The sequence below is a fragment of the Rhodococcus sp. KBW08 genome (assembly GCF_003852455.1).
GTDB lineage: Bacteria > Actinomycetota > Actinomycetes > Mycobacteriales > Mycobacteriaceae > Rhodococcus_F > Rhodococcus_F baikonurensis.
Genome location: NZ_QAJJ01000017.1, coordinates 187,624 through 211,965, shown reverse-complemented (window position 1 = coordinate 211,965; position 24,342 = coordinate 187,624). Strand labels below are relative to the sequence as shown.

The window sequence follows — 24,342 nt, the reverse complement described above, 5'->3', positions numbered from 1 at the left end:
AACGCACGCCAGGTCCGCATCGGNNCCGATGCGGACCTGGCGTGAAGTTGTATGCCCGAGGTTTGTCCTCAGGTTTTGAAGGTGGTGTTCGCCGGCCGCGGGTGCCGCTGCGGGTCGATCGAGGGTGGTGGGATGAACCAGGGTTTGTTGTCGACCCCGATCCGGATCTCCCACTTGCCGACGAACCCGGATTTGCGGTGCATCAACCGGTGATGCGAACGGCACAGCAGGACCAGGTTGTTCATCACCGTCGGGCCGCCATTGGCCCAGTGCCGAATATGGTGCGCATCGGTCCAGGCGGGCACACACGTGCAGCCGGGGAACGCGCAGCCTTTGTCGCGGGCGATCAGGGCGACGCGTTGTTCGGCGGTGACCAATCGTTTCCCTGGTTTCGCATCGAGCGGTGCGCCGTGATCATCGAGTAGGACAGTGGACAGGAAGCAGTCGCACCCGAGAAGCCTGGTTTGCGAGATCGAGAGTGGTCCGAGCCAGGGCATGTGCCCGACATCGAGATCCGACAGATCTAGATCAAGTGAGTCTTCCTCGTCGGCATCAGTGGCAGCGGAAGATGCTGCGCAGTCGCGGTGCTCGGCCAGATCCCGGGCGTTGATGTGCACGTTCACGTGCGGCCGCTGACCACCATCCATGCCGGTCTTGGCGCAGTCCAGGTAGCGGCGGATCAGTTCGGTGAACCCGTCCGCGGTCCGCTTCGCCGCCGACCGGGCATCCGGGGTTCCATCGGGTGCCGGGGTGGGCATCGTCAGATTCGACAGGGCCGACAGCAGCATTTCGCCGGTGAGGGCGTCGAAATCGCCACGCACCACCACCCGACCATTCAGCGTCGACGCGATGCGGAGTTCGTTGCGGTCGACGTCTTCGGCTGGCGGAATCTCATCGGATTCGAAGATTCGCTCCAACGTCGCGATCACGTTCCGCACCTTCGTCGTCGTGGCCTCCACCCCCGACGCGGCAGCCAACAACAAGTCGATGCACTTCGGTAGCGCTTCCTCCGGCATCCCCTTCGGCGGTGACTCGCAGAACGCCACGATCAACACGGCGTGCTCGAACGAACAATCCCCGCAATCGAACCGAGCCGCCACTGCCGGAAACGGCCGCAGCGCAGCACCGAGGGCGGCGATCTTCTTCCCGTCCCGCACCTGCAGCATCGTGTTCGCCGCCAACCACGCACCCACCCCGCGACTGGCGATCACCTGATCATCCGGGCGCAACGACAACTCGTCGACCACCGCCACCCGCACAGCTTCCAGGCGCAGAATCTCCGCACTCGCCTCGATAGCAGCAGCCCGCAACTCAGCAGCCGTCAACTGCCACAGACGTCCGCGTAAACCCACCGCAGAACCAGACACCACATCCGATGACAGAACACTCATTGAATCCCCCGATCCCCTACACAAAGCATACTCGAACATGCGTTCGAGTCAAGGATGGATTTCGGGGAGGCTAAGCGCTAATACTGTCGAGGTCGTGGACCAGGTCGCAGCAGGCGTCGAGTAATTCGCGATCATGGCTGATAAGTAGTACGCCGACGCCGGTTTCGGTGGCGCGACTCTCGATCAGCCGAACGAGCGCGGCCGTCGTGGCAGCGTCGAGCATCGCCGTCGCCTCGTCGCAGATGAGGTATTTCGGTTGTTGCGCCAGCGATCTCGCCAGGCAGGCGCGCTGCAGTTGGCCGTCGCTGACCTGGTGCGGTCTGCGCGACAAGAGATCGGGAGTGAGGCCCACTTCTGCTGCCAGTGCGGCCACATCGATTGTCCTACCGGCAATATCACCGGGTTGGCCGATGATCGAGGCGAGCGTCTGCCGAGGGTCGGTTGATGCGCGAGGTGACTGAAACAGCATGGACACCGTGCCGCGCAGTGCTGTGGGTACCGAGAATTTGGTACCCACAACGGGCGATCCGTCGATCCGCACTTCGCCTGACCACGGCGCGTCCAGTGAGGTGAGAATCCTTGCAAGTGTAGATTTTCCGGTGCCCGAAGGACCGGTCAGGCCGATCAGTTTCCCAGGCGGAATCTCGAGCGAGACGTTCTCGAGAACTGGCCGGTTGCGATGGTAACCGCTGGTGATTCCCAGAGCTTGCAGACTCATGTCAGCCCACCCTCCGCAATGTTCGGTATGTGCGTTCGCCGAGGGTCACCAACTCGGTCGGGCCGCCGGACTGTTTCGACTCCGGGCGTCGTAGGTGATAGACGCAGTCGTCGGGGAGGTCGGTGAGTTGCGGTGGCGAGCCCGGTATCGGATGCAAGCCGCGGGAAGGTAAGGCGCCGAGAAGGTCTCGGGTGTAGTCGTGGAGTGGATCCTGAAACACCAGGGCAGCCGGTCCGGTTTCCATGATGCGTGATGCGTACATGACGGCAAGTCGATCCGCGACTCCGCTGCGGGTAAGTGATGCAAGGTCATGGGTGATGAGCAGGACCGCCGCCCCGGCGTCCGCGCATTCTCGAAGTAGTCGCATGACGTGGTCGGTGAGTTCCCGGTCGAGGTTGGCGGTAGGTTCGTCTGCCACGATCACCGACGGATTCCCGGCCAGCGCACCGGCAATGGCAACGCGTTGTGCCATGCCGCCCGACAGTTCGTGCGGGTAGCAGTCCAGGGCCGACGGGTCGAGTCCGACGCGAAGTGCCAAGGCGTCGCAAGTGTGATCGCCGCCGAGTGTGTCGATCGTCTCCTGTAGCTGCGATCTCGCAGTCCGGACGGGGGTGAGATGTGTTGCGGCGGATTGTGGAACGAGAGCCACGTGCCGTCCGCGGAAGGGGGTGCCGGAGAAGACGTCGATCTCGACGTCCGGGGTACCGACGGTGACCGTTCCGGTTCGAGAAGCGTTCGGCGGCAACATGTTCATGACTGCGGTGGCGATGATCGACTTGCCGCACCCGGATTCGCCGACCAGCGCGGTCACCGTGCCGGCTGGAACGTCGAGGTCGATGTCGCTCGCAGCGTGGACTACGGATCCGCCGGGCAGCGGGATCCTGACGGTGAGGGATTCGATGCGTAGGCCGGGGTTCACAGTCGTAGCTCCGAAGGTCGAGGGGGCGTGAGCATCGACCGCAGGGCCGAACCGGCGACTGCAACTGCGACGGTGGCGATCACGAGGACTGCGGCGGGGAATACCAGCGTCCACCAACCGCCGAGGAGCAGAGAACTGCGTGCCTCTTCGAGAAGCGTTCCGAGACTGGGCTTGTGCGGGGGTAGGCCGAAACCCAGGAACGACAACGTCGATTCGTGCCAGACGGCGTGGGGCAGCAGGAGAACGACTGCGATCAGGGCCTGCGGCGCCGTCGCCGGCACGAGGTGGCGCATGATCACGTGACGTCGACTTGCCCCCGCGAGAATGGTGGCGTCGATGTAGGGACGTTCGCGAAGACTCAAGATCTCGGAGCGGATGATCCTGGCCACTTGGGTCCAGTGGGTCAGTGCGATCGAAAGCACGATGGCGGCGATGCTTCCACGGAACATCGCGACGATGACGATGCCGAGCAGTAGGTGGGGGAGAGCGTTGACGGCGTCGGTGCCGCGCATGACGAACCTGTCGACCCAGCCTCCGACCAGTCCGGCCGTGGTACCGACGGCGACGCCGATCACCGTGGCGAGCAGCGCGCAGGCGAGTGCGATGAGAAGTGAGGTTCGAATCCCTGCAGCTATGCGCACGAACAGGTCTCGTCCTGCCGAGTCCGTTCCGAACGGGTGATCGAAGGACGGGGCCAGGCGAGCCGCCGAGAAGTCTGTGACTCGGTCGTCGACGTCGGCCAACCATGGGACCAGCGCCGCGTACAGCGCAACGAGGATCAGCACGCCGAGGGCGATCTTGAAGCGTCGCTCAGCCATCGGTACTCACTCTCGGGTCGAGTACTGCAACCAGGACGTCGGCAAGTAATGAGCCGAGCATGACCGTCAATGTCGTACCGACGGTGAGGAACGCGAGAAGGGCCATGTCGAGGTCACGCGCAGACGACACGATGGCCCCGGCAATCCCTGGCCAACTGAAGACTTCTTCCACCAGAACTGCTCCGACTATCAGTTCGGGCAACCGCACGCCGACGATGTTGACGAACGGTGCCAGCGATGTGGGCAGTATGTGGCGTTTCGTGATGGTCGGCGTCGGGATTCCGCGCGCTACCGCGCCCGCGACAAACCCCTCGCTTTTCGAACCCACGACGGATTCTCGGACCGCGAGTAGGAGCCACGGCATCTGCGAGATGGCGAGGACCGTCACCGGCAGCACCAAGTGCCGGATCACCTGTCCCGGTGTGGGATCGACACCCCCGTCGGTCAGTCCGGCGACGGGGAGCCAGCCGAGAGTCAACGCGAAGAGGGCGATTGCCCCCAGAGACAAGACGAACGGCGGAAGGCCTTGGACGACGACGCTCAGCCCTGACACGGTCTTGTCCAGGAATCCTCCACTGTGGATTCCGGCGAGAACACCCAGGGCCAGCGAGGCGAGAATCGCAATGAGAAGTGAGATGCCTACCAGCAGCAGGGTCCATGGCAGACGTTCGGAGATGACTTGGGAAACAGGTTGATTGAACGATCTGGAAATCCCGAGATCGCCGGTGAATACTCCCTGGAGCCAATTCCAATACGTGCTGTACCAGGGGTTGTCGAAACCCATCTGGTCGGCGATCAGCGCTTTGTCCGCGTCGCTGGTCGTCATGTATCGCGTGCCGAGATAGCCGACCAACGGATCGAACGGTGAAATCGCAGCGGCAGCAAAGAGTCCCGCGGACACCACGACGATCACCGGCACGATGAACAACACCCGCCGACCGACCATCGTGAGGATGGCCTTTCGGCGGGAGTTGTCACGGTGGCCCTGCGTCGGCCGCGTGTCTGCCCGAACGTCGACCGCTGTCATTGCCCTCTGGCCCACGTCTGCAGTGACCACCACGGACCCCAGGTCACACCGTGTGAGTGTGGTTCGAGTACCGGCCCGGACATCTGCCAGTCGGAATCCTTCGAAACGTACGTATGGTCGAGGAACACGAGGATGACAAATCCGGGATCCTCGACGTACGCCTGCTGAACGTCGCGATACGCGGCGTCACGCGTTGCCTGGTCGAGGCTGCGGCGTCCTACTTCCAACCCCGCGTCGACTGCTGGATTGGAGTAGTCGCTGGCGTTGTCGTAGATGCTGCCGACCCCGGGCGCGATGTACTTCGAGTTCAGCGCGTCGTACGCCTGCGTGTCGGGGTCGAAAGGCTCGTCTCCGCCACCGAGAAGCGTCGAATCCTGGTTGATTCGAGGGTCTATGCGGTCCCAGGAGAGCGCCTCGAGATCCACCTCGATGCCGACAGCAAGGGCGTCGGAGGCAAATGCCTGAGCAAGATCACGTCGAACGGTGTCGACGGAGTTGTACATGATCGTGAACTGCGCCCGCTGACCGTCTTTCGAACGGATTCCGTCGGCGCCTTCTATCCAGCCCGCTTCGGTCAGAATTCGCTCGGCCTCGGTCGGGTCGTAGGCGAAGGTTGCGTTCGGGTTGTACGAGTCGCCGTACACCTCGGGGATCGGAGTGGCGGCAACGCGGCCGTGTCCGCCCAGGACGTTGTCGATCATCGACTGGCGGTTGGCGGCGAGATTGAGTGCCATCCGCACGGCTTTGTCGCCTGCCACGGGATTGTTCGTCGGGAGTGAGAGGCCGCGCCAGTCTGCTGACTGGTGGGCCGTCACGGACATGTTGTCTTTGCCCGAAAACGTATTGGCAAGCAGTGGAGGGAGATTGGTGCCGTCGATCTCGCCGGACACCATGCGCTGGGCTCGGGTGTTGTCGTCAGGAACGTAGAGGAGAGTGAGTTTCTTGATCTCCGGTGCACCGTCCCAGTAGTTCTCGTTCGCCTCGAAGACCGCTCGATCCGGTGAGAGGTCGACGAGTGTGTAGGGACCGGTACCGACGGGCGCGGTGTTCAACGGCGACTCGGCGGCAAGCCCGGGTGTCGCGAGGGATTCCGACGGAACCATGCCGATCAGCATTTTCGTCAGCAGCGGCGCATACGAGTAGGCGAGGCGGAACTCGACTGTGCTGTCGTCGACGGCCACGACGTCGCTGATCATGTCGTACGACGACCGCGCTTCGGAGGCGGAAGCGGGATCGAGGATCGCCTTGTACGTGGCAACCACGTCGGCGGCGTCGAAGGTCGATCCGTCGGAGAAGGTGACCCCGTCGCGGAGTTTGACCGTCCAGACTGTCGCGTCGGCGTTGGCAGTGGGCATCTCCGCCGCCAGAGACGGCTCGAATCCCGGCATGCCGGTGCCTCCGGTGAGCCGGACGAGACCGTCGTACATCTTGGCTTCACCGGCGGCGCCGAAACCTGCGACCGGGTTGTAGCCGCCCAATTCGTAGCCGTCGGCCAGGACCAGGCCGTTGTCGTTGCCCGATGAGTCGGTGCCAGTCGGGCTACTGCACGACGTGATCAGAAGTGCGCCGATTGCGGCGGTTGCGGTGAGCGTCAGAACGCCTGGTTTGTGGAGTTTCACGGGTGTCCTTTCCTTGGTGGACAGGTGTCCGAAAACATCTGTTCACCTATTCAGGTATTCATATGATCTCATCTCGAAACGGATATTTCGCACAAAGGTCGAACGCTGGGACCTTGGCCCCGTCAGTGGCACTCCGAGAGCGCTGTTATCGCAGGCCGTAGTCTGTTCCCCGTGCGCGTACTAGTAATCGGCTCCGGAGCCCGTGAACATGCCCTCCTTCTCTCTCTTGCTCGCGATCCAGGTGTCACGGCCCTGATCTGCGCGCCTGGCAATGCCGGGATCGCAAAAATCGCCGAGCAGCACCCCGTCGACGTCGCTTCGGGTGACGCGGTTACCGCGCTGGCCCAGAAGGTCGACGCCGACCTCGTCGTCATCGGGCCCGAGGTTCCGCTGGTCCTCGGTGTCGCCGACGCGGTGCGTGCAGCAGGTATCGCCTGCTTCGGGCCGTCGGCCGACGCCGCCCGCATCGAGGGCTCCAAGGCTTTCGCCAAGGATGTGATGGCTGTTGCCGGCGTCAAGACCGCGCATAGCGAGATCGTCGACAATCCGGCCAAGCTCGACGAAGCGCTCGACCGCTTCGGGCCGAACTGGGTGGTCAAGGACGACGGACTTGCCGCGGGCAAGGGCGTTGTCGTCACGACGGATCGTCTCGCGGCACGCGATCATGCCGCGGAACTGCTCGAGACCGGACATCCGGTTCTCCTCGAATCCTTCCTCGACGGGCCGGAAGTTTCGCTCTTCTGCCTCGTCGACGGCGAAACCGTGATCCCGCTGCTTCCGGCTCAGGACCACAAGCGCGTCGGCGACGGAGACTCCGGACCCAACACCGGCGGCATGGGCGCGTACACCCCCTTGCCGTGGCTGCCCGACGAGATGGTCACGCAGATTGTCGACGAGGTCGTCAAGCCTGTCGCCGCCGAGTTGGTGGCACGCGGTAGCAGCTTCTCCGGTCTTCTCTATGCGGGTCTGGCGATCGGAGTCGACGGCCCGGCCGTGGTCGAATTCAACTGCCGGTTCGGTGACCCCGAAACGCAGGCCGTGCTTGCTCTCCTCGAAACGCCGCTGGGCGGTCTACTCAATGCGGCATCGACCGGAACACTCGATTCGGTCGGTCCGTTGCAGTGGCGCGACGGTTCCGCTGTCACGGTCGTGATTGCTGCCGAGAACTACCCGGCGACTCCGCGCACCGGCGACGTGATCACCGGAGCCGACGCCGACGGAGTCCTGCACGCCGGTACCAAGAAGCGTGAAGACGGAGCCGTCGTCTCGGCCGGTGGACGTGTGCTGAGTGTTGTCGGAGTGGGTAAGGATCTGACCGAGGCTCGCGACGACGCCTACGCAAAGATCGCCGACGTCAAGCTTCCCGGCGGTCATTTCCGCAAGGACATCGGACTCGGCGCCGTCGAAGGTCGCATCTCTCTTCCCTGACTCGTTCTTTCGGAGGGCCGGTGAACTTTCTGTTCATCGGCCCTTTTCGTGGAAAATCAACGGTTCCTTCAAGTTACCCACGAGTATGGACTTCTCGTTCGGTTTCTCCCGGTATATCTCAGCGCGGGGGTCACGGAAAGAGAAGGGCACACTTGAGCATTCGCGCTGGATCCAACGAACGGCACGCACGTACCAATTCCACGCTCTCGCGTAGAAACTTCTTGGCAGCAACAGGATTAGCTGTGGGGGCCGCCGCGCTCTCGTCCTCGTGGACCACGGCGGCCGCGGCGCCCAGGCGAGCATTGAACGACGGAGACCGTGTCCCCGCGCTCGTGATCGGCAGCGGATACGGCGGGGCCGTTGCGGCTCTTCGGTTGACGCAGGCCGGAATCGACACACACATGGTCGAAATGGGGAAGTCGTGGACCACGCCAGGGTCCGACGGCAAGGTCTTCTGCCCGATGCTCTCACCTGACGGTCGTTCCTTCTGGCTCAGAGACCGTACAGTTCAACCGGTTTCACACTTTTCCGGCGGCTCGGTGGACAAGAACATCAGTCGCTACGTCGGTGTTCTCGACGCCGAGGACTTCGGCGGGATCAAGGTCTACCAAGGTCGAGGGGTCGGCGGCGGATCGTTGGTGAACGGCGGCATGGCCGTCACACCCAAGCGCAACTATTTCGAAGAGATCCTGCCCGGAGTCGATTCCAACGAGATGTACTCGACGTACTTCCCGCGGGCCAACGCTGCGCTCGGAGTCAATAACATCGACCCGGCTTGGTTCGAGTCGACCGAGTACTACAAGTTCGCACGGACCGGGCGAAAGACCGCTGAGAGATCCGGTTACACAACAACGTTCGTGCCGAATGTGTACGACTTCAACTACATGAAGCAGGAAGCTGCTGGTCAGGTCACCAAGTCTGCCCTGGTGAGTGAGGTCATCTACGGCAACAACGCGGGAAAGAAGTCGCTGGACAAGACGTACCTCGCTGCGGCATCCGCCACCGGCAAGCTCACGATCTCGGCGCTGCACGTCGTGACCTCGGTTGCGCCGGCCGCGACCGGCGGTGGCTATCAAGTGGTGATGAATCAGATCAACGAGCAGGGCAACACCGTCGGCACCAAGACGGTGACAGCCGACAAGGTCTTCTTCGCGGCGGGCAGTATCGGTACCAGCAAGCTCCTGGTCTCGATGAAAGCGCAAGGGCAACTGGCGAATTTGCCGGGTGCTGTGGGGCAGGAGTGGGGTCACAACGGTAACGTGATGGTGGGCCGCGCCAATCACATGTGGGACGCGACCGGCGCGAAGCAGTCGGCGATCCCCGTGATGGGCATCGACAACTGGGCCGACACATCCGCTCCCGTCTTCGCGGAAATCGCGCCCTTCCCGGCGGGTACCGAACTGTGGGTGAGTCTGTACTTGGCGATTGCAAAGAATCCGCAACGCGCTCAATTCCAATTCAACTCGGCAACCGGCAAAGTCGGATTGAATTGGCAACGCTCGCAAAACCAGCCGTCGATCGACATGGCGAAGAAGCTCTTCGACAAGATCAACAAGAAGGAAGGCACGATCTACCGGACCGACCTCTTCGGGCCGACGCAGACGTGGGGCGACCAGTTGACGTACCACCCCCTCGGCGGTTGTGTGCTGGGCAAGGCGACCGACGGCTACGGTCGTCTGCCGGAGTACCCGGGACTGTATGTCATGGACGGATCCCTCGTTCCGGGCAATGTCGGCGTCAATCCGTTTGTCACCATCACCGCGCTTGCCGAACGGAATATCGAGAACATCATCGCGAACGACATGAACTAGCGGGGTAACTCGCTGACAGGTGCGGTGGGATCGGTTTCTGCCGCACCTGTTCGGTATGTCCAGGGGTTAGAGTCACGTGGACAGGCGACGCTCGACCCAGGGATGTAGACGTGAGGCGGACAAAGTCCGAGATCGACGGTGATTGGCTCCGGTGGGGAGTGCCGTCGAACGACGAGTTGGTGGTATCCGAACACGAATTGGACGACGAGCCTGAAGATTTGGTTCTGTGGGGTGGTGCGTCGAGTGCTGATCAACCGGTGACGTGGGAAACCCACTCACACCGATCGAACGAGATATTGTTCCCTCGTTCCGGCATTGTGGTTGTGCGCTCAGGCGCTCAGATGTGGACGTTGCTCCCGGGGCGCGGGCTGTGGATACCGGCACTGCTTCGACACTCGGTGCGCGTTGCCGCGGGTGCGCAATTCTTGACCGTGTATTGTGCTGTCGGACAAGGGCCTTCGCTCGGCGATCATCCGGTTGCGGTACATGGCACGCCACTCCTGTATGAACTGTTTCTGCATCTGAGTGCTCGCGAGATGTCGGACGATGCGAGGGGCCGCGCCGAGCGAGTGTTCTTCGACCTTGTTGTTCCCGGCGACGCGCGCGGGGCGATGAAGATCCCCGATGCGGGCCCGGTCGGCCGGATTGCGCGCGACCTGTTGGCTCGACCGGAGGACCCGCGCAGTTTCGAAGACTGGGCGAACGAGATCGGTGTCAGCACCAGCACTTTGGCTCGTCGATTCAAGGTGGACACCGGAGTCAGTTTCGGCCAGTGGCGAGTGCTGCTTCGGATGAACGTGGCGATGTCCCTGCTCGGCCAAGGGGCTGCGGTCGCCGACGTGGCAGAACGCATCGGATACTCGACGCCCAGCAGTTTCGTCGCCGCCTTCAAACAGTCCACCGGTATCACGCCGATGGTTTTTCGAAAGAACGCGGATCGTTGATCCGATTTCGACATTCTCTGACAAAACTCCGCGATTGCGTCAACTCCTGATCCGCTCTACCGTTACTCATGTAGGCGAGGCTTACTTTACTTTCCGGGTTCGGAGTTCTCCCGAAACCCGCTCGACAGCATGGGGCAGAAGTGATCGATTTTGTTGCGCCGCGTTCGAAACGCGGTAGCAGGGCCATCTTCATGGCTGTGGCAGTGGCACTTTCGACGGTGCTGGCTGCGTGTGGCACCTCGACGACCGACACGACGGGCGACGGTGAAGCGTGGACGTACGACAGTGAAGCGTGGACGTACGTCGATGCGCGTGGTCAGCAGATTTCGCTCGACAAGATCCCCGAACGCATCGTGGCGACGGCGGACACCGCGCCGGTGCTGCTCGAATACGGCGTCGTTCCGGTCGGCATCATCGGCTTCTCCAGGCTGGACGAATCAACGTTGAATGCATTCGACTTCAGCGGAATTTCCCATGTCAGCGAGACTGACACGGACATCAGCGCCGAGAAACTCCTGGCCGTGGACCCGGATCTTGTCATCGACATCTGGAGTTCGTACAACGGTGGCAACTTCGGCAGCATCTGGGGTGACGACATCGCTCGCGTCGAAGAGGTTGCTCCCATTGCAGGTGTCAAGATCACCGATGGGGCGCAAGCGGCGCTGGACAGCTTCAGTTCGTTGGTCCAGGGCATCGGCGGCACCGACACCTCGCCGGTCTACGCGGCGAAACGGGAAGAGCTGAATGCGCTCGGCGATCGGGTGCGCGAATTGGCTGCGGCGCGGACGAATATCTCTGTTGCATACGTGATTCCGTTGGAATCGAGCCTGGACTACGCCGTGCCGGGATGGACTCCACTCGGAAGTATTCTCGAAACGATGGGCGTCGAATTCGTCAAGCTCGACAGCGAGGACGGTTTCTGGGCGTCGGCGAGTTGGGAAGAGCCAGGCATCTTTCCGGCCGATCTCGTTCTGATTCCGCCGACGTGGTCGGATGCGCCGGAACTCGATTCGCCGACGTTCACGAGGCTTCCGGCCGTGGTTTCGGGCCAGATCGCGTCGGTGGAACTGCGTACGGGGTACAGCCTGACGGGCATCACGGAGCAGATGAAGCGTTTTGCCGACGTCTACGAGAAGAGCGGGAACGTCACCTGAGCAGCATTACCGCGGCGCATGAACTCTCAATGATCGATTGACTCGGTCGAGGATGCCGATGGCAGCGGTCAGTGTGTCGAGGTCACCCTCGTCGAGACCTGTCAGTTCTTGGGCCAGGACGCCGATGCGAAGTTCGGACCGACGGTCTCGACGCGCGCTTCGCTCGTCCTTCACGAAAAGTGTGCTCACTCGGCCGTCCGTGGGGTCGGGTCGCCGCTCGATCAGGTCCTTGTCGGAGAGGGTGCGCACCAGTGTGCTGATGGTGTTCGGGCGCCGGGAGAGTCGATCGGCCACAGCCCCGATCCGAGTGCCCGGATGACGTGCTACATCGTGAAGTACTTCGGATTGTGCCTCCGGCAAAGTCGCGTCGGTGCCCGACGCATCCATGTATTCGCGCAGCGCTCGACGTAATTCGAATGCTGCAGCGATGAGTGATCTCGACGTTTCTTCTGCAGTGGGCACGCGATCAGAGTAGTGATCGATCTCGTGTGATCCACGCCCTGAAACTGTATCTGACACAGATATAGTTTACAGTTCTTCGAAGGATAGGGTCACCTAACCATGGCGGAAGAAAAAGCTGTCATGCTTCACGACGTACGGGACACGATCATGAATTTTCGAAAGAAGTCACGCAGTGCAATGCTGATCGGCGCGCTGGCATTGGCGGCAACTCTCAGTGGCTGCTCGAGCGAGGACGCTTCGACCACAGATACGGGGACCAGTGCGTCGGCGCCGACGGGCTCTGCGTTCGTCGCTCCGCGAGCAGTCCCGGCCGGAATGGGGAGCGGAAAGTCGGACGGCGAGTTTCCTCGCACCGTCTCTCACTTCAAAGGAGACACCACGATCGAATCGCAGCCGCAGAAGGTGGTGGTGATCTCGACCGGACAGGCCGACGCACTGCTGTCGCTCGGTGTCGTGCCCGCAGGTTCGACGCGTGGTGACGGTGCGGACCTGGTTCCGCCGTATTTGTCGGCTGCCTACCCGGAATTCCGTACTCAGCTAGGTGATGTCGTTGACGCTGGTGGTCGCTTCACTCCGAATTTCGAAGCGATCGTCACGCTCGATCCTGACCTGATCTTGATGAATGTTGCAGGAAAGGACGCTGATTCGCTCTACGACCAGCTTTCGGCTATCGCACCCACGGTGGCAACGCAGGGGACCGGTGTCTACTGGAAGCAGGACTTCCTGCTGGTAGCCGACGGAGTCGGAAAGACGCAACAGGCGACGGCGCTACTGGATACGTTCAACGCCGACGCGGCGGCGCTCGGTGCTTCCCTGTCATCGCCGCCCACGGTGTCGTTCACCCGACAGAACGGAAATCGCCTGCGCATCTTCGGTATTCCTTCATTCACCGGAAGTATCGCCCAGGATGCCGGTCTGGCGCGTCCGGAGTCGCAGCAATTCGACGACACTTCGAGAGACATCAGTGAGGAAGAGCTGAACGTGGCGGATGCTGATTGGATCTTCTACGGGGTGCAGGGCGGGGACCCGGCGACATTGACCAACGCGCCGTTGTGGGCGCAGTTACGTGGGGTGGCCGCCAATCATGCCGTTGCTGTCGACGACGACGTCTTCTACCTCAATACCGGGCCGACTGCGGCTCGTGAAGTACTGAAGGTTCTGCAGAGCACGCTGCAGCAGTAGTTGATTCGGCTTGTTTGTGCGTGCCGACGAACCGGAAGACTGCTCCTCCCACAGTGACCGCAAGCGTAGCGAGAACGGCTCCGGCAACGACGTCGGTGAGCCAGTGAGCTCCCAAGTAGAGGCGAGTGAGCGCGACGACAACGGTGACCGTCACGGCGAGAAGCATCAGAAGGCGTTTGACGGCCGGCGTTCGGTCGACGCTCACAACGAGAACCGCAATGCCGAAAAGCGCTGCTGTGCCGGTCACGTGACCGGACGGGAACGAGTGGCCGGTCTCGAGAAGTACTTGGATACTGGTCGGCGGACGTTCGCGGCCGACCAGTGCTTTGACGACTGTGCAGGCGACTGCTGCACCGCCGACGGTTCCGATCACGATCAAGCCTGGAACTACCGAACGCGCTCGCCACGAGATGAGCACTCCGCACGTGATCCCGAGCAGCGCGGTGGCTACCGGGCTGCCGAGATCTGTGACTGCGACTGCGATCTGGTCCAGGGTGCCGCTCCGATGATCGACCATCCAGTTGGTCAGCGGTTCGTCGAAGCTCGTCAACCATCCGTTTCGATACACCTGGATCGAGAGCGTCACGAGTGCGAGCACGAGTCCGCAGGCGCGGAGCGCTGTTGACCGAACGCTGGACGCCCGGTAGATCGAACCGAAGGCGAACAGCGCGGCGGCAACCACGATTGTGGCAACCGCAATTTCTGCAGTGGTGCTCTCGGTCAAGACTTCGGTGACCACGTTTCGCACGGTCGACACAGTTGCTGGCATGCATGCAGTGTGACGATCCGAAGCTGAAGAAATGCTGAACGGAACTCGGTCAGGGGCCTACCGTCTGCTCTACTGGGTGCATCCGAACAACTGCGTGTCGACGAAACGGGGCCGGTGGTGCGAGTACTGGTAGTCGAAGACGAAGTGCGCCTGGCCGAGACGATCCGGCGGGGATTGGTAGCCGAGGGATTCGTGACCGCAGTGGAACTCAACGGGGACGACGGCTTCGCGACTGCCTGCAGCGACGAATTCGACGTGATCGTTCTCGACATCATGTTGCCGGGCAAACACGGATACGACATCGTGCGGGACCTACGCGCCCGGGAGGTCTGGACGCCGATCCTCATGCTCTCGGCGAAGGACGGCGAATACGACCTCGCTGATGCTTTCGACCTCGGTGCCGACGATTACCTGGTCAAACCCTTCTCGTTTGTCGTACTCCTAGCGAGGCTCCGCGCACTGGTCCGGCGCGGCGCTCCCCAGCGTCCATCGATACTCACTGTGGGAGACCTGTCCCTCGACCCCGCGAAACATCAAGTGATCAGAGCGGGAATCGAGTTGACGCTGACGCCACGCGAGTACAGCGTTCTCGAGTTCCTCATGCGCAACAACGGAGTGGTGGTCACCAAGAGCGAGATCGTTCGCTCCGTCTGGGACACCAACTACGAAGGTGACGAGAACATCGTCGAGGTCTACATCGGATACCTACGGAAGAAGGTCGACCTCCCGTTCGGAACCCGCAGCATCGAAACCATTCGAGGCGTCGGGTACCGCTTTGTCGGCAGTGCCTGATCTTCAGTCGGTCGGTAGCGGAATCGTCACCTCGAATCGACTCCCGCCGCCGGCACTCTCGCCGACAGTGATGGTTCCGTGTTGCGCCGCAACAATTTCCGACGCGATGGAGAGTCCGAGTCCGGAGCCACCTCCCTGCCTCGACCGCGGCTGGTCGAGGCGGACGAAGCGTCCGAAGATTCGTTCGCGTTCTGCTGCAGGGATTCCGGGCCCGTCGTCCTCGATCACGATCTGGGCGTCGTGGCCGTCTTCGGAGCATTCGAGATGCACCATGGTCTCGGCGTGCCGCACTGCATTGTCGACCAGGTTGCGCACCATACGCGCCAACGCTCTCGGGTCCCCGGAGACGCGAACCGGAGCAACACGGGCGGTGACCGCGATCTCCGAGATACCGTCGATCCGCTTCTGCTCGGCGAACAGAATGTCGTCGAGGTCCACGTCCACGACGGTACCGGCGGATTCGAGTTCGCTTTCGTCCGAGCGCGCGAGAATCAAAAGATCCTCGATCAATTGCCGCATCCGGCGCGCCTCGGGGAGTAGTGCGTCTTCGATCAACGCGTCGTCGAGGAGATCCGGGCGTCGGTGTGCCAGTTCCAGAGCCGTCGTGATCGTGGACAGCGGACTGCGCAATTCGTGTGAGGCGTCGCTGACAAATCGTTGTTGAGCAAGTGCACCCTCGTCGAGGCGCGCGAGCATGTCGTTCATTGTTGTTGCCAGCCGGGCTATCTCGTCGTTCCCAGACGGAACGGGAACTCGTTCACCCTGGCGCCCACTCGAAATCGAGGCAACCCGAGCGCGGATGCGTTCCACGGGAGCGAGAGCCGAACCCACCAGGCGGTACGTGGCGAACGCGGCAAGTCCCAGAACCAGGGGCCCGGCTATGGCCAGCAGAACGGCAACAGTGGTCACCACGGTTTCAACGGGTTCGCGGTCGGCGCCGACGAACACGGTGACCGGTCCGGTCGGCGTCTGCGCGCCGCGTCCGATCAGCCAGTAGTCTTCGTCGTCGGACTTCTTGACCCTCCCGTAGGCGTCCGACTCGTCGGGGCCGAGAAGCTGTTCCGACAGCAGGCCGCTCTCGGTTCCGGGAGACTGGGCCGCTATTCGATGATCGGCGTCGACGATCTGAACGATTCCGACCTGACTGTCGGTGGACAGGAGTGACGGGTCGAGATCGGCTGGGCTCTTTCCGCTGAGTTGCTGGATCAACTGCGTGGCGCGAGCTTCGGAGCTGTTCAGTGCGGACAGATGGAGGGAGTTCGCCAGTACGAAAACCAGTGCAAGCCCGGCGATCACCAGGCAGAAGGCGATCACGAGCGTCGATGCCACGGTTGTCCGGGCACGCACGCTCCACCGGGACGGGTGCAGAATCGACTCGCCGATGACGTTCATGGCGTCCAGTCTGTACCTTCGCGGCTGTGTAAATGCAAAGGCTGTGTACATGCAAAGGCTGTGCATATACAAGGACGGGTGACGCGGCCTCGTGATCGGACCGCGTCACCCGTCTAGAGGATCAAGCCACTCGCTTGGCGGTTCGGCCGCCGAATTCGAGCATCACGGCGCGTCCGGTGTCGTCGGTGACGAAGCGCCCCAACGTCCGCGTGGTGTCGGCGCGCGAAGCGAAGTCGAGGTCGTTGAGGAAGGCGATCGGGATCGCCGGCGGCCAGACGATGTCCTCGTATTCGCCGAGGTCCTGCGCACTGCCCATGCGGACGCCGATTCCCTCGTCGCCGGGGGCGACGGTCATCGTCAGGTTGCCGGCCTGGTACTTGCCCAGGACGGCGTCGACGGCCGACGGAGCGGGTTCGACCACGTCGAGAGATGCCGGAGCGGGCAGTTCTGCGAGGTTGGCCATGCACCAGTCGACGATCTTCTTGCCGATTCCGCCGCCGAGTGCGTTGGTGAGCACGGTGACGGCGAAGTTCTTCTCGGGCACCGTCAGGAACTCGGAGACCTGGAGGTTGCTGACGTTTCCGCCGTGCCGCACTACCTGGGTGGTTCCGTATCGAGTCAGCAGCCAGCCGATGCCGACCTCCTCGAACATCATCGCTGCGGGACGTTGCGGCTTCTGCATCAGCAACCGGGTGGACTCGTCGAGCGGCTGTCCCTCACCGGGGTGTTCGCCCGAGAGTGCGTAGCGTGCCCAGACGAGCTGATCGCGCACCGAGGACCACATTCCGCCGCAGGGCGTCATGCCGCGGTCAAGCCCCGTCTCGTTGGACACGAACGGCTCACCGTCGCGGATGTAGTGGCCGAGTGCAAACCGGTGAGTCATCACGTCCCAGGGCAGGAACGCCGAGTTCTTCATGTCGAGTGGGTCCAGAACGCGCTGCTTGACCAACTCTTCGAAGGTCAGTCCGCTGATCTTGGCCACGACGTATCCGGCGAGAACGAACCCGGAGTTGCTGTAGGAGAAGACTTCTCCGACGGGAAATTCCTGTCGCAGTTCTTTCAGCCGTGAAATCGACCGGCCCAGGGCGTCTTCGCCCCAACCGGCCGAGAGGCTGGCGTCGCCGGTGAATCCGCCGGTGTGCGTCAGGAGGTGACGCATCGTGACGGTGCGGGTGGCTTCGTCGTCGGCGAGGGTCAGTTCGGGGACGTACTCGATCAGCGGGGTGTCGAGATCGAGAAGGCCGTCCTCGACCAGTGCCATCGCGGCAGTTGCAGCAAAAACCTTTGTGGTGGAACCGATCATGAACATCGTCTTGTCGGTGACCGGGAGCTGGGTTTCGATGCTCTCGATGCCGCTGGTGACGACGATGTCCTTGTCGCCATGCACAATTCCGACCGAGACGCCGGGGATGTTCGCCTCGACCCTCCACTGATCGACGAGTTCCTGAAGCTGTTCTTGCATCTTTGATTCCTCGAGTTCGCTGGCGTTCGGTGTTTCGGCGTTCTGTGTTTCCGTCATCGTATGTGTATCGGTCGTCGTCACGCGTTGACCCGGGGTAGGAAGCGGAATCCGACGTACACGCCGTCGCGGTGCGGCCGTACCGTCGTCCAACCGGCGGCCCCGGGTTGACGGGTGGTCCAGGTCCCCGGAATCTGGGACGGCACGAGAGTGGCTACCGTTGCAGGCTTCTTCGGAGCTGTTTCGTCTTCCTCGGGATTCGGGATGACGTCACCGATGACGGTGATCACGGCTTCGTCAGCGGACTCTCCACGGCGGAACTCGATTGCTATTCCGCCCGAGCTGTACTTGCCCAGAACCGAATCCGGAATCGACTCCACACTCGCGGGGTTCGGGGCGAGGGCTTGCGGAGGTTCGAGTCCGACCAATGCGGCTGCGGCTTCGGTGAAGAGATCACGATAGAGGCCGTCGGCCTTCCCGCCGCTGGTCAGCAGCGCGATCGCGACATTGTGGCGGGGGAAGATGCGCAGATACGCATGCTGCCCTATGGTGCTGCCGTCGTGGCCGAAAATCTCTTCGCCCGACCAGGTTTCATGGAACCAGCCCAAGCCCCAACCCGACTTGTCCGGGAACAGATCGCTGATGTCGATTTCGGGTGTACGCATCGCGGCGGCTGATTTCTCCGACACGATTCGTACGCCGTCGACGCTCCGACCTTCGAGAAGACCGAGTTCGGCGAACGTGAGCAGGTCTCCGATGCTGGCGGTGATGCAGCCGGCCGGCCCCATCGAGCGCGTGATCGGCCAGACGGGCATCACGACGGAGTTCCCCGTATGACCAGCGGCCACAGAGTATCTCGGAGCATCTCCGGTCAACGTGAGTGTGTGCTCGAGACCGAGCGGGTCGATGATCCGCTCCTTGAGGATGTCGTCCCAGATGCCGCCGCGAAGAACCTCGACGATACGAGCTGCCAGGACGTACGCGGAGTTCGAGTACGCGAAGCCGTCCTCGAGTGGATGAACCTGGCGGAAGTCGCGCAGGCCCTCGACGTAGCGTTCGACGACGTCGTCTCCGCGCCCCTTGTCGATGAACAGGTCACCGTCGATTCCGTTGCGATGGTTCAGAAGTGCCCGAACCGTGATGCGGGCAGCTGTTTCCTCGTCCTGCAGTGCGAAATCGGGCAGGATCGACCGGACGGTTGCGTCGAGGTCGAGCAAACCTTCGTCGACCAGTTGCATGACCAGCATTGCGGTCCACACCTTGGTGATGGATCCGATCTGGAACAGGGAGTCGGTGGAGACCTCGACCCCGGTGTCTGCATTGATCACGCCGGAAGCCACCGTCGTACGGGTGATTTCCTTGCCGCTGGAATCGAGTGTGAGAATACCGAATTGAGCACCGGTGACGCCGTAACGCTCACACAGTACGTCCAGTGAACGCTTCCAGGCATCGGCTCCGGCAGAGGCGTTGGCCAGGCCGGTCTTGGGCAGCTTCGCGGAGGTGTATCGCTTGACCCACTCGATGAGCCGTGTGCTGTAGTCGATTCGGTGCGAGATCGAGCCGTTGACGAGGAACCCGTGGCTTGCACCGGGATACGCCACCAGTCGGGTGGGTACATGCTGCTGGCGCAGTGCGGCGAACCAGGCCTCGGCCTGGCCCAGCGGGCACCGCTCGTCCGACTTTCCGTGCAGGATCAGCGTCGGGGTCACCACGTTCTTCACGGCGGCAAGCGGTGAGGCGGCCAGGAGCCCCGCGGAGTTCTCGGGAACAGTGGTGCCGGTCGCGAGCGATGCGAGGTGCGGACCGAAATCGCAGACCCCGGCCATGGCGTTGAAATCGCAGATCAGGCCGCCGGCAACCGCGGCGGCAAAACGATCTGTTGCCGACGTCAGGTGACACGTGCTGTATCCGCCGTAGCTGTACCCGGTGATCGCCAGTCGGTCCCCGTCGACAAGTCCCTCGGCGACGAGCGCGTCGATCGGCTCGAGGAAGTCGGCTTGGTCCGAGGTACCCCAGGCGCCGTTGACGGCGTACATGAAGTCTGCACCGTACCCGTCCGATCCACGTGGATTGAGGGTGAGGATGCGCCAACCCTGCGCGGCGAGAACCTGGTGGGCGGGGTGATAGGTATCGGCAACGCCGGTCCACGCGTTGTGCGGTCCGCCGTGAATGTCGAGCAGAAGGGGTGCGGCGCCACTGGTTTCGGGAGCGGACAGCAACCAACCATGCACGGTACGGCCGTCGGAGATGGCGAATTCGCGTTCCTCGGCGGCAAACAGGGTCACCTCGGGGAGCGCTTCTGCGGTGAATTCTGTCAGCGTGGTGACATCGCCGCTGTCGAGATCGACGAGAGCGACCTCGCCGAAGGACTGCTGTGTGGTGATGATGACGGAGGCGACGCGGGCGTCACGGGCAACGGAGAGCGCCGAGACGACCTCGTTGGGATTGGCGACGAGGGAGCGGGATGTACCGGTTTCGATGTCGGCTGCATACAGATGCGTCCATCCGCGATCGCGGAGGCAGAACACGATCTCGTTGCGAGTATTCGACAGTGCCGGTGTGCCACCGGGGTAACCAGGCGCACCGGGCATCACGTTTCGATCGAGATGAGCGGTGAGAGTGACGTCGACCGGTGTTTCGGTAGGGCCGGGGACGGACAGACGGATCAGGTCTGCAGTTCCGACACGGACCTCGGGGGTGCCGATGGCGACAACCGAATCTCCGTTCGGGTGCCACAGTGTTGAACCCTGCACTCCGGTGGCGTGACCGAGTTGCTGCGGCGGAACCGACAGATCGTCGACGAGGACGCGGTAAGCGCTGAAGGTGAGGTTCAGATCGCTGTCCGGTTCGAGATTGGCGGTGAAGGCAAGCGCCGTGCCGTCGGGTGACCAGGACGGTACGTCTGCATTCCAATCACCGTCGGTGAGCCGCCGAACCGCCTTCGTCTCCAGATCGACGGTGTGCAGGTGGCGCCGGAAGGTGCCGAGCCAACCGGCGCCGTCCACCTTGTATCCGAGCCGGTCGGTGACGATGGGTGCATTCGGATCGGTGGAGTCCGAACGTGAGACCACGGCGGCGAATGCAATGGCTTTGCCGTCCGGGCTCCAGGCCGCTGCTCCGGCGCCGAGGGGGAGTGATGCTGCTGTGGTGAGTGTTTCGGCCTCGCCGCCGGCGAGTGGGATCAGGTGCAGCTGCGCGGAGTCGCCGACCTTACGGAGGAAAGCGATCGAGGTTCCGTCCGGAGAGAACCGAGGGGCAGAATCGGCGGGCCCCGTAGTGAGACGGCGAGCCTGGGAATCGCGGGAGATCGCCCAGAGCGATGTAGTTGCCTTTCCGGCAACAATTTCCGAGCGAACGAAGACGACCACGGTGCCGTCGGGAGAGAGTGCGGTTTCGGTGGGCGTGACCACACGGTGGAGGTCGTCGAGAGCAAAAGGACGGTCAGTCATGTAGATCCTTCGAATCGGAGAAATAGATGCAGACGTAAAGCTTTGTCTTCCGGCTTATTTCAGAACTCGGATGCCTGGACCCGCCAGGGTGCCACCAATCGGCGCGTACAGGGACGTCGCACCGTTGAAGAACATGAAGTTCGGCGACGTGGACACCGGAACGACGTCAGAAGAGGTGAACAGCGCCTGTTCCGCTTCCTTCCATACCGAGCAGGATTCCTGGCCGGGCAGAACCGAGGCCTTCGCAGCCAGTTCGGTGTACTCGGGATTGTCGATCGATGCGAAGTTGACTCCCGCAGGCGGGACCGGGCCGGAGAAGTACGGAACGAAGATGCTGGGAGTGTCACTCTGAACGGTGAGACCGATCGAGATCGACCAGGACGTGAGGTCCTTTGCCGCGAACGTGTTGGAGATGATGAAGTTGTTGTCACCACCACGAAGTTCTACCTTCGCGCCGAGTTCCTGCCACTGCTTCATCGCGTATTCTGCTGCTGCAGAGGTGGTATCGCGGTAGTTGGCAAAGATGACGGTCAACTGCAGCGGTTGACCGTCCTTGGTCAGAACGCCGTCGGACCCGGGCTTCCAGCCGGCGTCGGCGAGGGTCTTCTTCGCCGCGGTCATGTCGAACTTCGGAACTACGCCGGTGACACTGTCGTAATCACATGCTCGCGGATCGACAACGGCCAATGCCGTAGCGCGCGAACCCTTGCCACCGGTGTTGATGTCCGTGTAGTCGTCGAGATCGATTGCCTGCACGAGCGCGCTGCGCACCGCTTCGTCCTTGGTGGGAAGAGCAGCATTGTGGTTGAAGATGAACTGCCCGCTCAAGGTGTTCGACGTCATCGATTCCAGGCCGGACGCTTCCACACGTTCGATATCCGCACCGGCCACCGGTGCTGCGTTCACCGTTCCGGTGAGGACCAGGTTCGCCGTCGTCGCCGCGTCCGTCACGATCTTGATCGTGACGGTCTGGGGCACTCCGAGGGTGTCCGACGTGGTTTCGCCGTTCGGTCCCCAGTTGTATCCGTCGCGGCGCTCGAGCGTGACGTGATCGTTGGCCACTACCTCGGTGACCTTGAACAGGCCGGTTCCGTTGCTGCTGCTGCGAACACTGGCGGGGTCGTCGAGTGCTGCCTGGCATGCCAGTTTGAGAGCACCGATGCGCTCGAGCAGGAAGGGCGCAGGTTCCGCTGTCTTGATCGTGAGCTCGTCGCCGTCAGCGGTTGCTACCGCAGTTTCGGGTACCGACGCTCCCAGCCACGGCGAGCCGTTCGTCTTGTCGACGACCCAGTTGATGTTGTTCGCCGCTGTTTGGGCAGTGAACGTCGTGCCGTCTTCACACGTGATCCCCTTTTTGAGGGTGAAGTTCAGCGAAGTTCCGTTCTCACTCCATTTTTCGGCCAGATACGAGCCCGCTGCACGGGTTTTGGGGTCGATGGCCAACAGCGAGTCGTTGGTATAGCTGTTGATTGCCTGCGTGGCAGTCAAGTTGGTGATCAGAGGATGAAGGTTGCCGGGGTCGGTGTTCACGATCGTCGTGAAACTGCCGTCCTTGGCGTAATCGCCGGAGGACTCCCCTCCAGGATCAGACGAACTTCCGCACGAGGCAACGGTGAGCACGCCGATCGTGACCAGAGCCGCGGTGGGCACTGAGCGAACTTTCATCTGATGCACCTTTTGATCGAAGGAAGTCGTTGATCAATGTTGCGCGAGAGACGTGGCCCAGGTCTCGTTCGATCGACTCACACTGAGCGCCTGAATCTGTCGGATCGTCACTATCGGCAGTCGTCGTTTTATGCGGAACCACAGTTCGGCTACCGTCGGGGTGTGCGCGCAGAATCTCGTCGATCAGATATTCAGACCTTCCATGTCATGGATGTATGGAAGGCCGCGACCGAACGTCAGCGGACACACGGCGACGTTCTGACGTTGGCTGCCGGTCAACCGTCGACTCCCGCGCCGGCACCGGTGCTACGTGCGACGCGAGAGATTCTGGGCACCGAACTACTCGGATACACCGAAACTTTCGGGATCCTGCCGCTACGCGAAGCTATTGCGCGCTACCACAGCGAGCGATCGGGGATTGCGGTCGACGCCGAAGACGTGGTGGTGACGACCGGTTCGTCCGGGGCGTTCACCTTGCTCTTCCTCGCCGCGTTCGACGAGGGGGACACCGTTGTGGTTGCTCGGCCCGGCTATCCCGCGTACCGCAATACCCTTGCCGCTCTCGGCTGCAACGTCGTCGAACTCGACTGCGGGCCGGCAACCCGGTACCAGCCGACCGTGGACATGCTGGAGGCTTTGCCGTCTCCGCCTGCCGGTCTGATCGTCGCCAGCCCCGCAAATCCGACGGGCACGGTGATCTCGCCCGACGAGTTGGCCGCCTTGGCGGCGTGGTGCGACGAGCACGGAACTCTTCTGATCTCGGACGAGATCTACCACGGCATCGGATACGGCGATCAGCACACGTCGAGTGCCTGGGAGACCTCACGCGAATCTGTTGTGATCGGCTCGGTGTCCAAGTACTTCTCGATGACCGGTTGGCGGCTCGGGTGGATGTTGGTGCCGACGTATCTGCGACGCCCGCTTCAGAGACTCGCGTCGAACATGACGGTGTGCCCGCCCGCGATCTCGCAGTACGCCGCGATCGAGGCGTTCTCGGACGAGGCGAAGATCGAGTTGGACGGGCACGTTCAGCGGTACGCCGTCAATCGTGAACTGCTGTTGACCGGCCTGCCGAAACTTGGCATCACCGAGTTGGCCCCGGCCGACGGTGCGTTCTACGTCTACGCGGACATCGGCCATCTGTGCGGCGACGAGGGCGCCACCGCGTGGTGTGCCCGGTTGCTGACAGATACCGGGGTCGCGCTGGCGCCGGGAATCGATTTCGACACCGTCCACGGAAACCGGATGGTCAGACTCTCGTTTGCAGGCGCAACTGCCGACATCCAGGAGGCACTGATCCGCCTCGAGAAGTGGCTCGGGTAACAAACAGCAGGGTCTTCGAG

Annotated in this window: 19 protein-coding genes; 7 read left to right on the top strand and 12 right to left on the bottom strand. The window is 62.4% G+C overall.

All coding sequences use genetic code 11. The features are described from left to right. Positions 1-68 precede the first annotated feature (68 nt). From DBV08_RS21635 to DBV08_RS21610, 6 genes are all read right to left on the bottom strand, one after another. On the bottom strand, positions 69-1,391 hold the full coding sequence (locus DBV08_RS21635; protein WP_124568797.1) for an HNH endonuclease signature motif containing protein: 1,323 nt from the start codon (positions 1,389-1,391) through the stop codon (positions 69-71). 70 nt (positions 1,392-1,461) lie between these two features. Beyond that, positions 1,462-2,109, bottom strand: coding sequence for an ABC transporter ATP-binding protein (locus tag DBV08_RS21630; RefSeq protein WP_124568796.1), 648 nt, complete (start codon positions 2,107-2,109; stop codon positions 1,462-1,464). A 1-nt stretch (position 2,110) separates the two neighbouring features. After that, positions 2,111-3,028 carry an ABC transporter ATP-binding protein gene (locus DBV08_RS21625; RefSeq protein WP_124568795.1) on the bottom strand — a complete coding sequence of 306 codons (918 nt, stop codon included), beginning with the start codon at positions 3,026-3,028 and terminating at the stop codon, positions 2,111-2,113. Next, complete coding sequence (locus tag DBV08_RS21620; protein ID WP_124568794.1) at positions 3,025-3,846, bottom strand: ABC transporter permease; 822 nt, start codon at positions 3,844-3,846, stop codon at positions 3,025-3,027. The genes DBV08_RS21625 and DBV08_RS21620 overlap by 4 nt, the downstream gene beginning before the upstream one ends. Next, the gene (locus tag DBV08_RS21615) at positions 3,839-4,873 is read right to left on the bottom strand and encodes an ABC transporter permease (RefSeq protein WP_124569047.1); all 1,035 of its coding nucleotides are present in this window, start codon (positions 4,871-4,873) and stop codon (positions 3,839-3,841) included. Before DBV08_RS21615 ends, DBV08_RS21620 begins: the two co-directional genes overlap by 8 nt. Further along, on the bottom strand, positions 4,870-6,492 hold the full coding sequence (locus tag DBV08_RS21610) for an ABC transporter substrate-binding protein (RefSeq protein WP_124568793.1): 1,623 nt from the start codon (positions 6,490-6,492) through the stop codon (positions 4,870-4,872). Before DBV08_RS21610 ends, DBV08_RS21615 begins: the two co-directional genes overlap by 4 nt. Before the next feature lie 171 nt (positions 6,493-6,663). Between DBV08_RS21610 and purD the strand changes: the two genes are divergently transcribed. The 4 genes from purD (at position 6,664) to DBV08_RS21590 (ending at position 11,829) form a co-directional block, all read left to right on the top strand. Further along, positions 6,664-7,920, top strand: a complete 1,257-nt coding sequence (gene purD / locus DBV08_RS21605; RefSeq protein ID WP_124568792.1) for a phosphoribosylamine--glycine ligase — start codon at positions 6,664-6,666, stop codon at positions 7,918-7,920. Between the two features lie 242 nt (positions 7,921-8,162). Next, on the top strand, positions 8,163-9,731 hold the full coding sequence (locus DBV08_RS21600; protein ID WP_200318017.1) for a GMC oxidoreductase: 1,569 nt from the start codon (positions 8,163-8,165) through the stop codon (positions 9,729-9,731). 110 nt (positions 9,732-9,841) lie between these two features. Continuing rightward, complete coding sequence (locus tag DBV08_RS21595) at positions 9,842-10,675, top strand: AraC family transcriptional regulator (RefSeq protein ID WP_124568791.1); 834 nt, start codon at positions 9,842-9,844, stop codon at positions 10,673-10,675. Positions 10,676-10,866: 191 nt separating this feature from the next. Continuing rightward, positions 10,867-11,829, top strand: coding sequence for an ABC transporter substrate-binding protein (locus tag DBV08_RS21590; RefSeq protein WP_124568790.1), 963 nt, complete (start codon positions 10,867-10,869; stop codon positions 11,827-11,829). Between the two features lie 6 nt (positions 11,830-11,835). On the opposite strand, the gene DBV08_RS21585 is transcribed toward DBV08_RS21590, so the two are convergent. Next, positions 11,836-12,291, bottom strand: a complete 456-nt coding sequence (locus DBV08_RS21585; protein ID WP_095971432.1) for a MarR family winged helix-turn-helix transcriptional regulator — start codon at positions 12,289-12,291, stop codon at positions 11,836-11,838. Between the two features lie 99 nt (positions 12,292-12,390). Here DBV08_RS21585 and DBV08_RS21580 point away from each other — a divergent pair, with 99 nt between their 5' ends. Next, positions 12,391-13,473: an ABC transporter substrate-binding protein gene (locus DBV08_RS21580; protein ID WP_240952510.1), complete on the top strand. Its 1,083-nt coding sequence runs from the start codon at positions 12,391-12,393 to the stop codon at positions 13,471-13,473. Here the strand turns inward: DBV08_RS21580 and DBV08_RS21575 are convergent. Next, positions 13,409-14,242, bottom strand: a complete 834-nt coding sequence (locus tag DBV08_RS21575) for a phosphatase PAP2 family protein (protein WP_260395693.1) — start codon at positions 14,240-14,242, stop codon at positions 13,409-13,411. The genes DBV08_RS21580 and DBV08_RS21575 overlap by 65 nt on opposite strands. 117 nt (positions 14,243-14,359) lie before the next feature. Here DBV08_RS21575 and DBV08_RS21570 point away from each other — a divergent pair, with 117 nt between their 5' ends. Beyond that, entirely contained in the window at positions 14,360-15,034 is a 675-nt protein-coding gene (locus DBV08_RS21570) for a response regulator transcription factor (RefSeq protein WP_185564803.1), read from the top strand. Between the two features lie 3 nt (positions 15,035-15,037). Here DBV08_RS21570 and DBV08_RS21565 read toward each other — a convergent pair whose 3' ends face one another. The 4 genes from DBV08_RS21565 to DBV08_RS21550 all read right to left on the bottom strand — a co-directional run bounded on the left by DBV08_RS21565 (position 15,038) and on the right by DBV08_RS21550 (position 22,999). After that, positions 15,038-16,426 (bottom strand): cell wall metabolism sensor histidine kinase WalK, encoded by a 1,389-nt coding sequence (locus DBV08_RS21565; protein WP_124568788.1) that lies wholly within the window; start codon positions 16,424-16,426, stop codon positions 15,038-15,040. A gap of 121 nt (positions 16,427-16,547) precedes the next feature. Then, the gene (locus DBV08_RS21560; RefSeq protein WP_124568787.1) at positions 16,548-17,945 is read right to left on the bottom strand and encodes a serine hydrolase; all 1,398 of its coding nucleotides are present in this window, start codon (positions 17,943-17,945) and stop codon (positions 16,548-16,550) included. Between the two features lie 20 nt (positions 17,946-17,965). Continuing rightward, positions 17,966-21,334, bottom strand: a complete 3,369-nt coding sequence (locus tag DBV08_RS21555; RefSeq protein ID WP_124568786.1) for a serine hydrolase — start codon at positions 21,332-21,334, stop codon at positions 17,966-17,968. A 54-nt stretch (positions 21,335-21,388) separates the two neighbouring features. Then, positions 21,389-22,999: an ABC transporter substrate-binding protein gene (locus DBV08_RS21550; protein WP_124568785.1), complete on the bottom strand. Its 1,611-nt coding sequence runs from the start codon at positions 22,997-22,999 to the stop codon at positions 21,389-21,391. 162 nt (positions 23,000-23,161) lie between these two features. Between DBV08_RS21550 and DBV08_RS21545 the strand changes: the two genes are divergently transcribed. After that, complete coding sequence (locus DBV08_RS21545) at positions 23,162-24,322, top strand: pyridoxal phosphate-dependent aminotransferase (RefSeq protein ID WP_124568784.1); 1,161 nt, start codon at positions 23,162-23,164, stop codon at positions 24,320-24,322. Positions 24,323-24,342 lie beyond the last annotated feature (20 nt).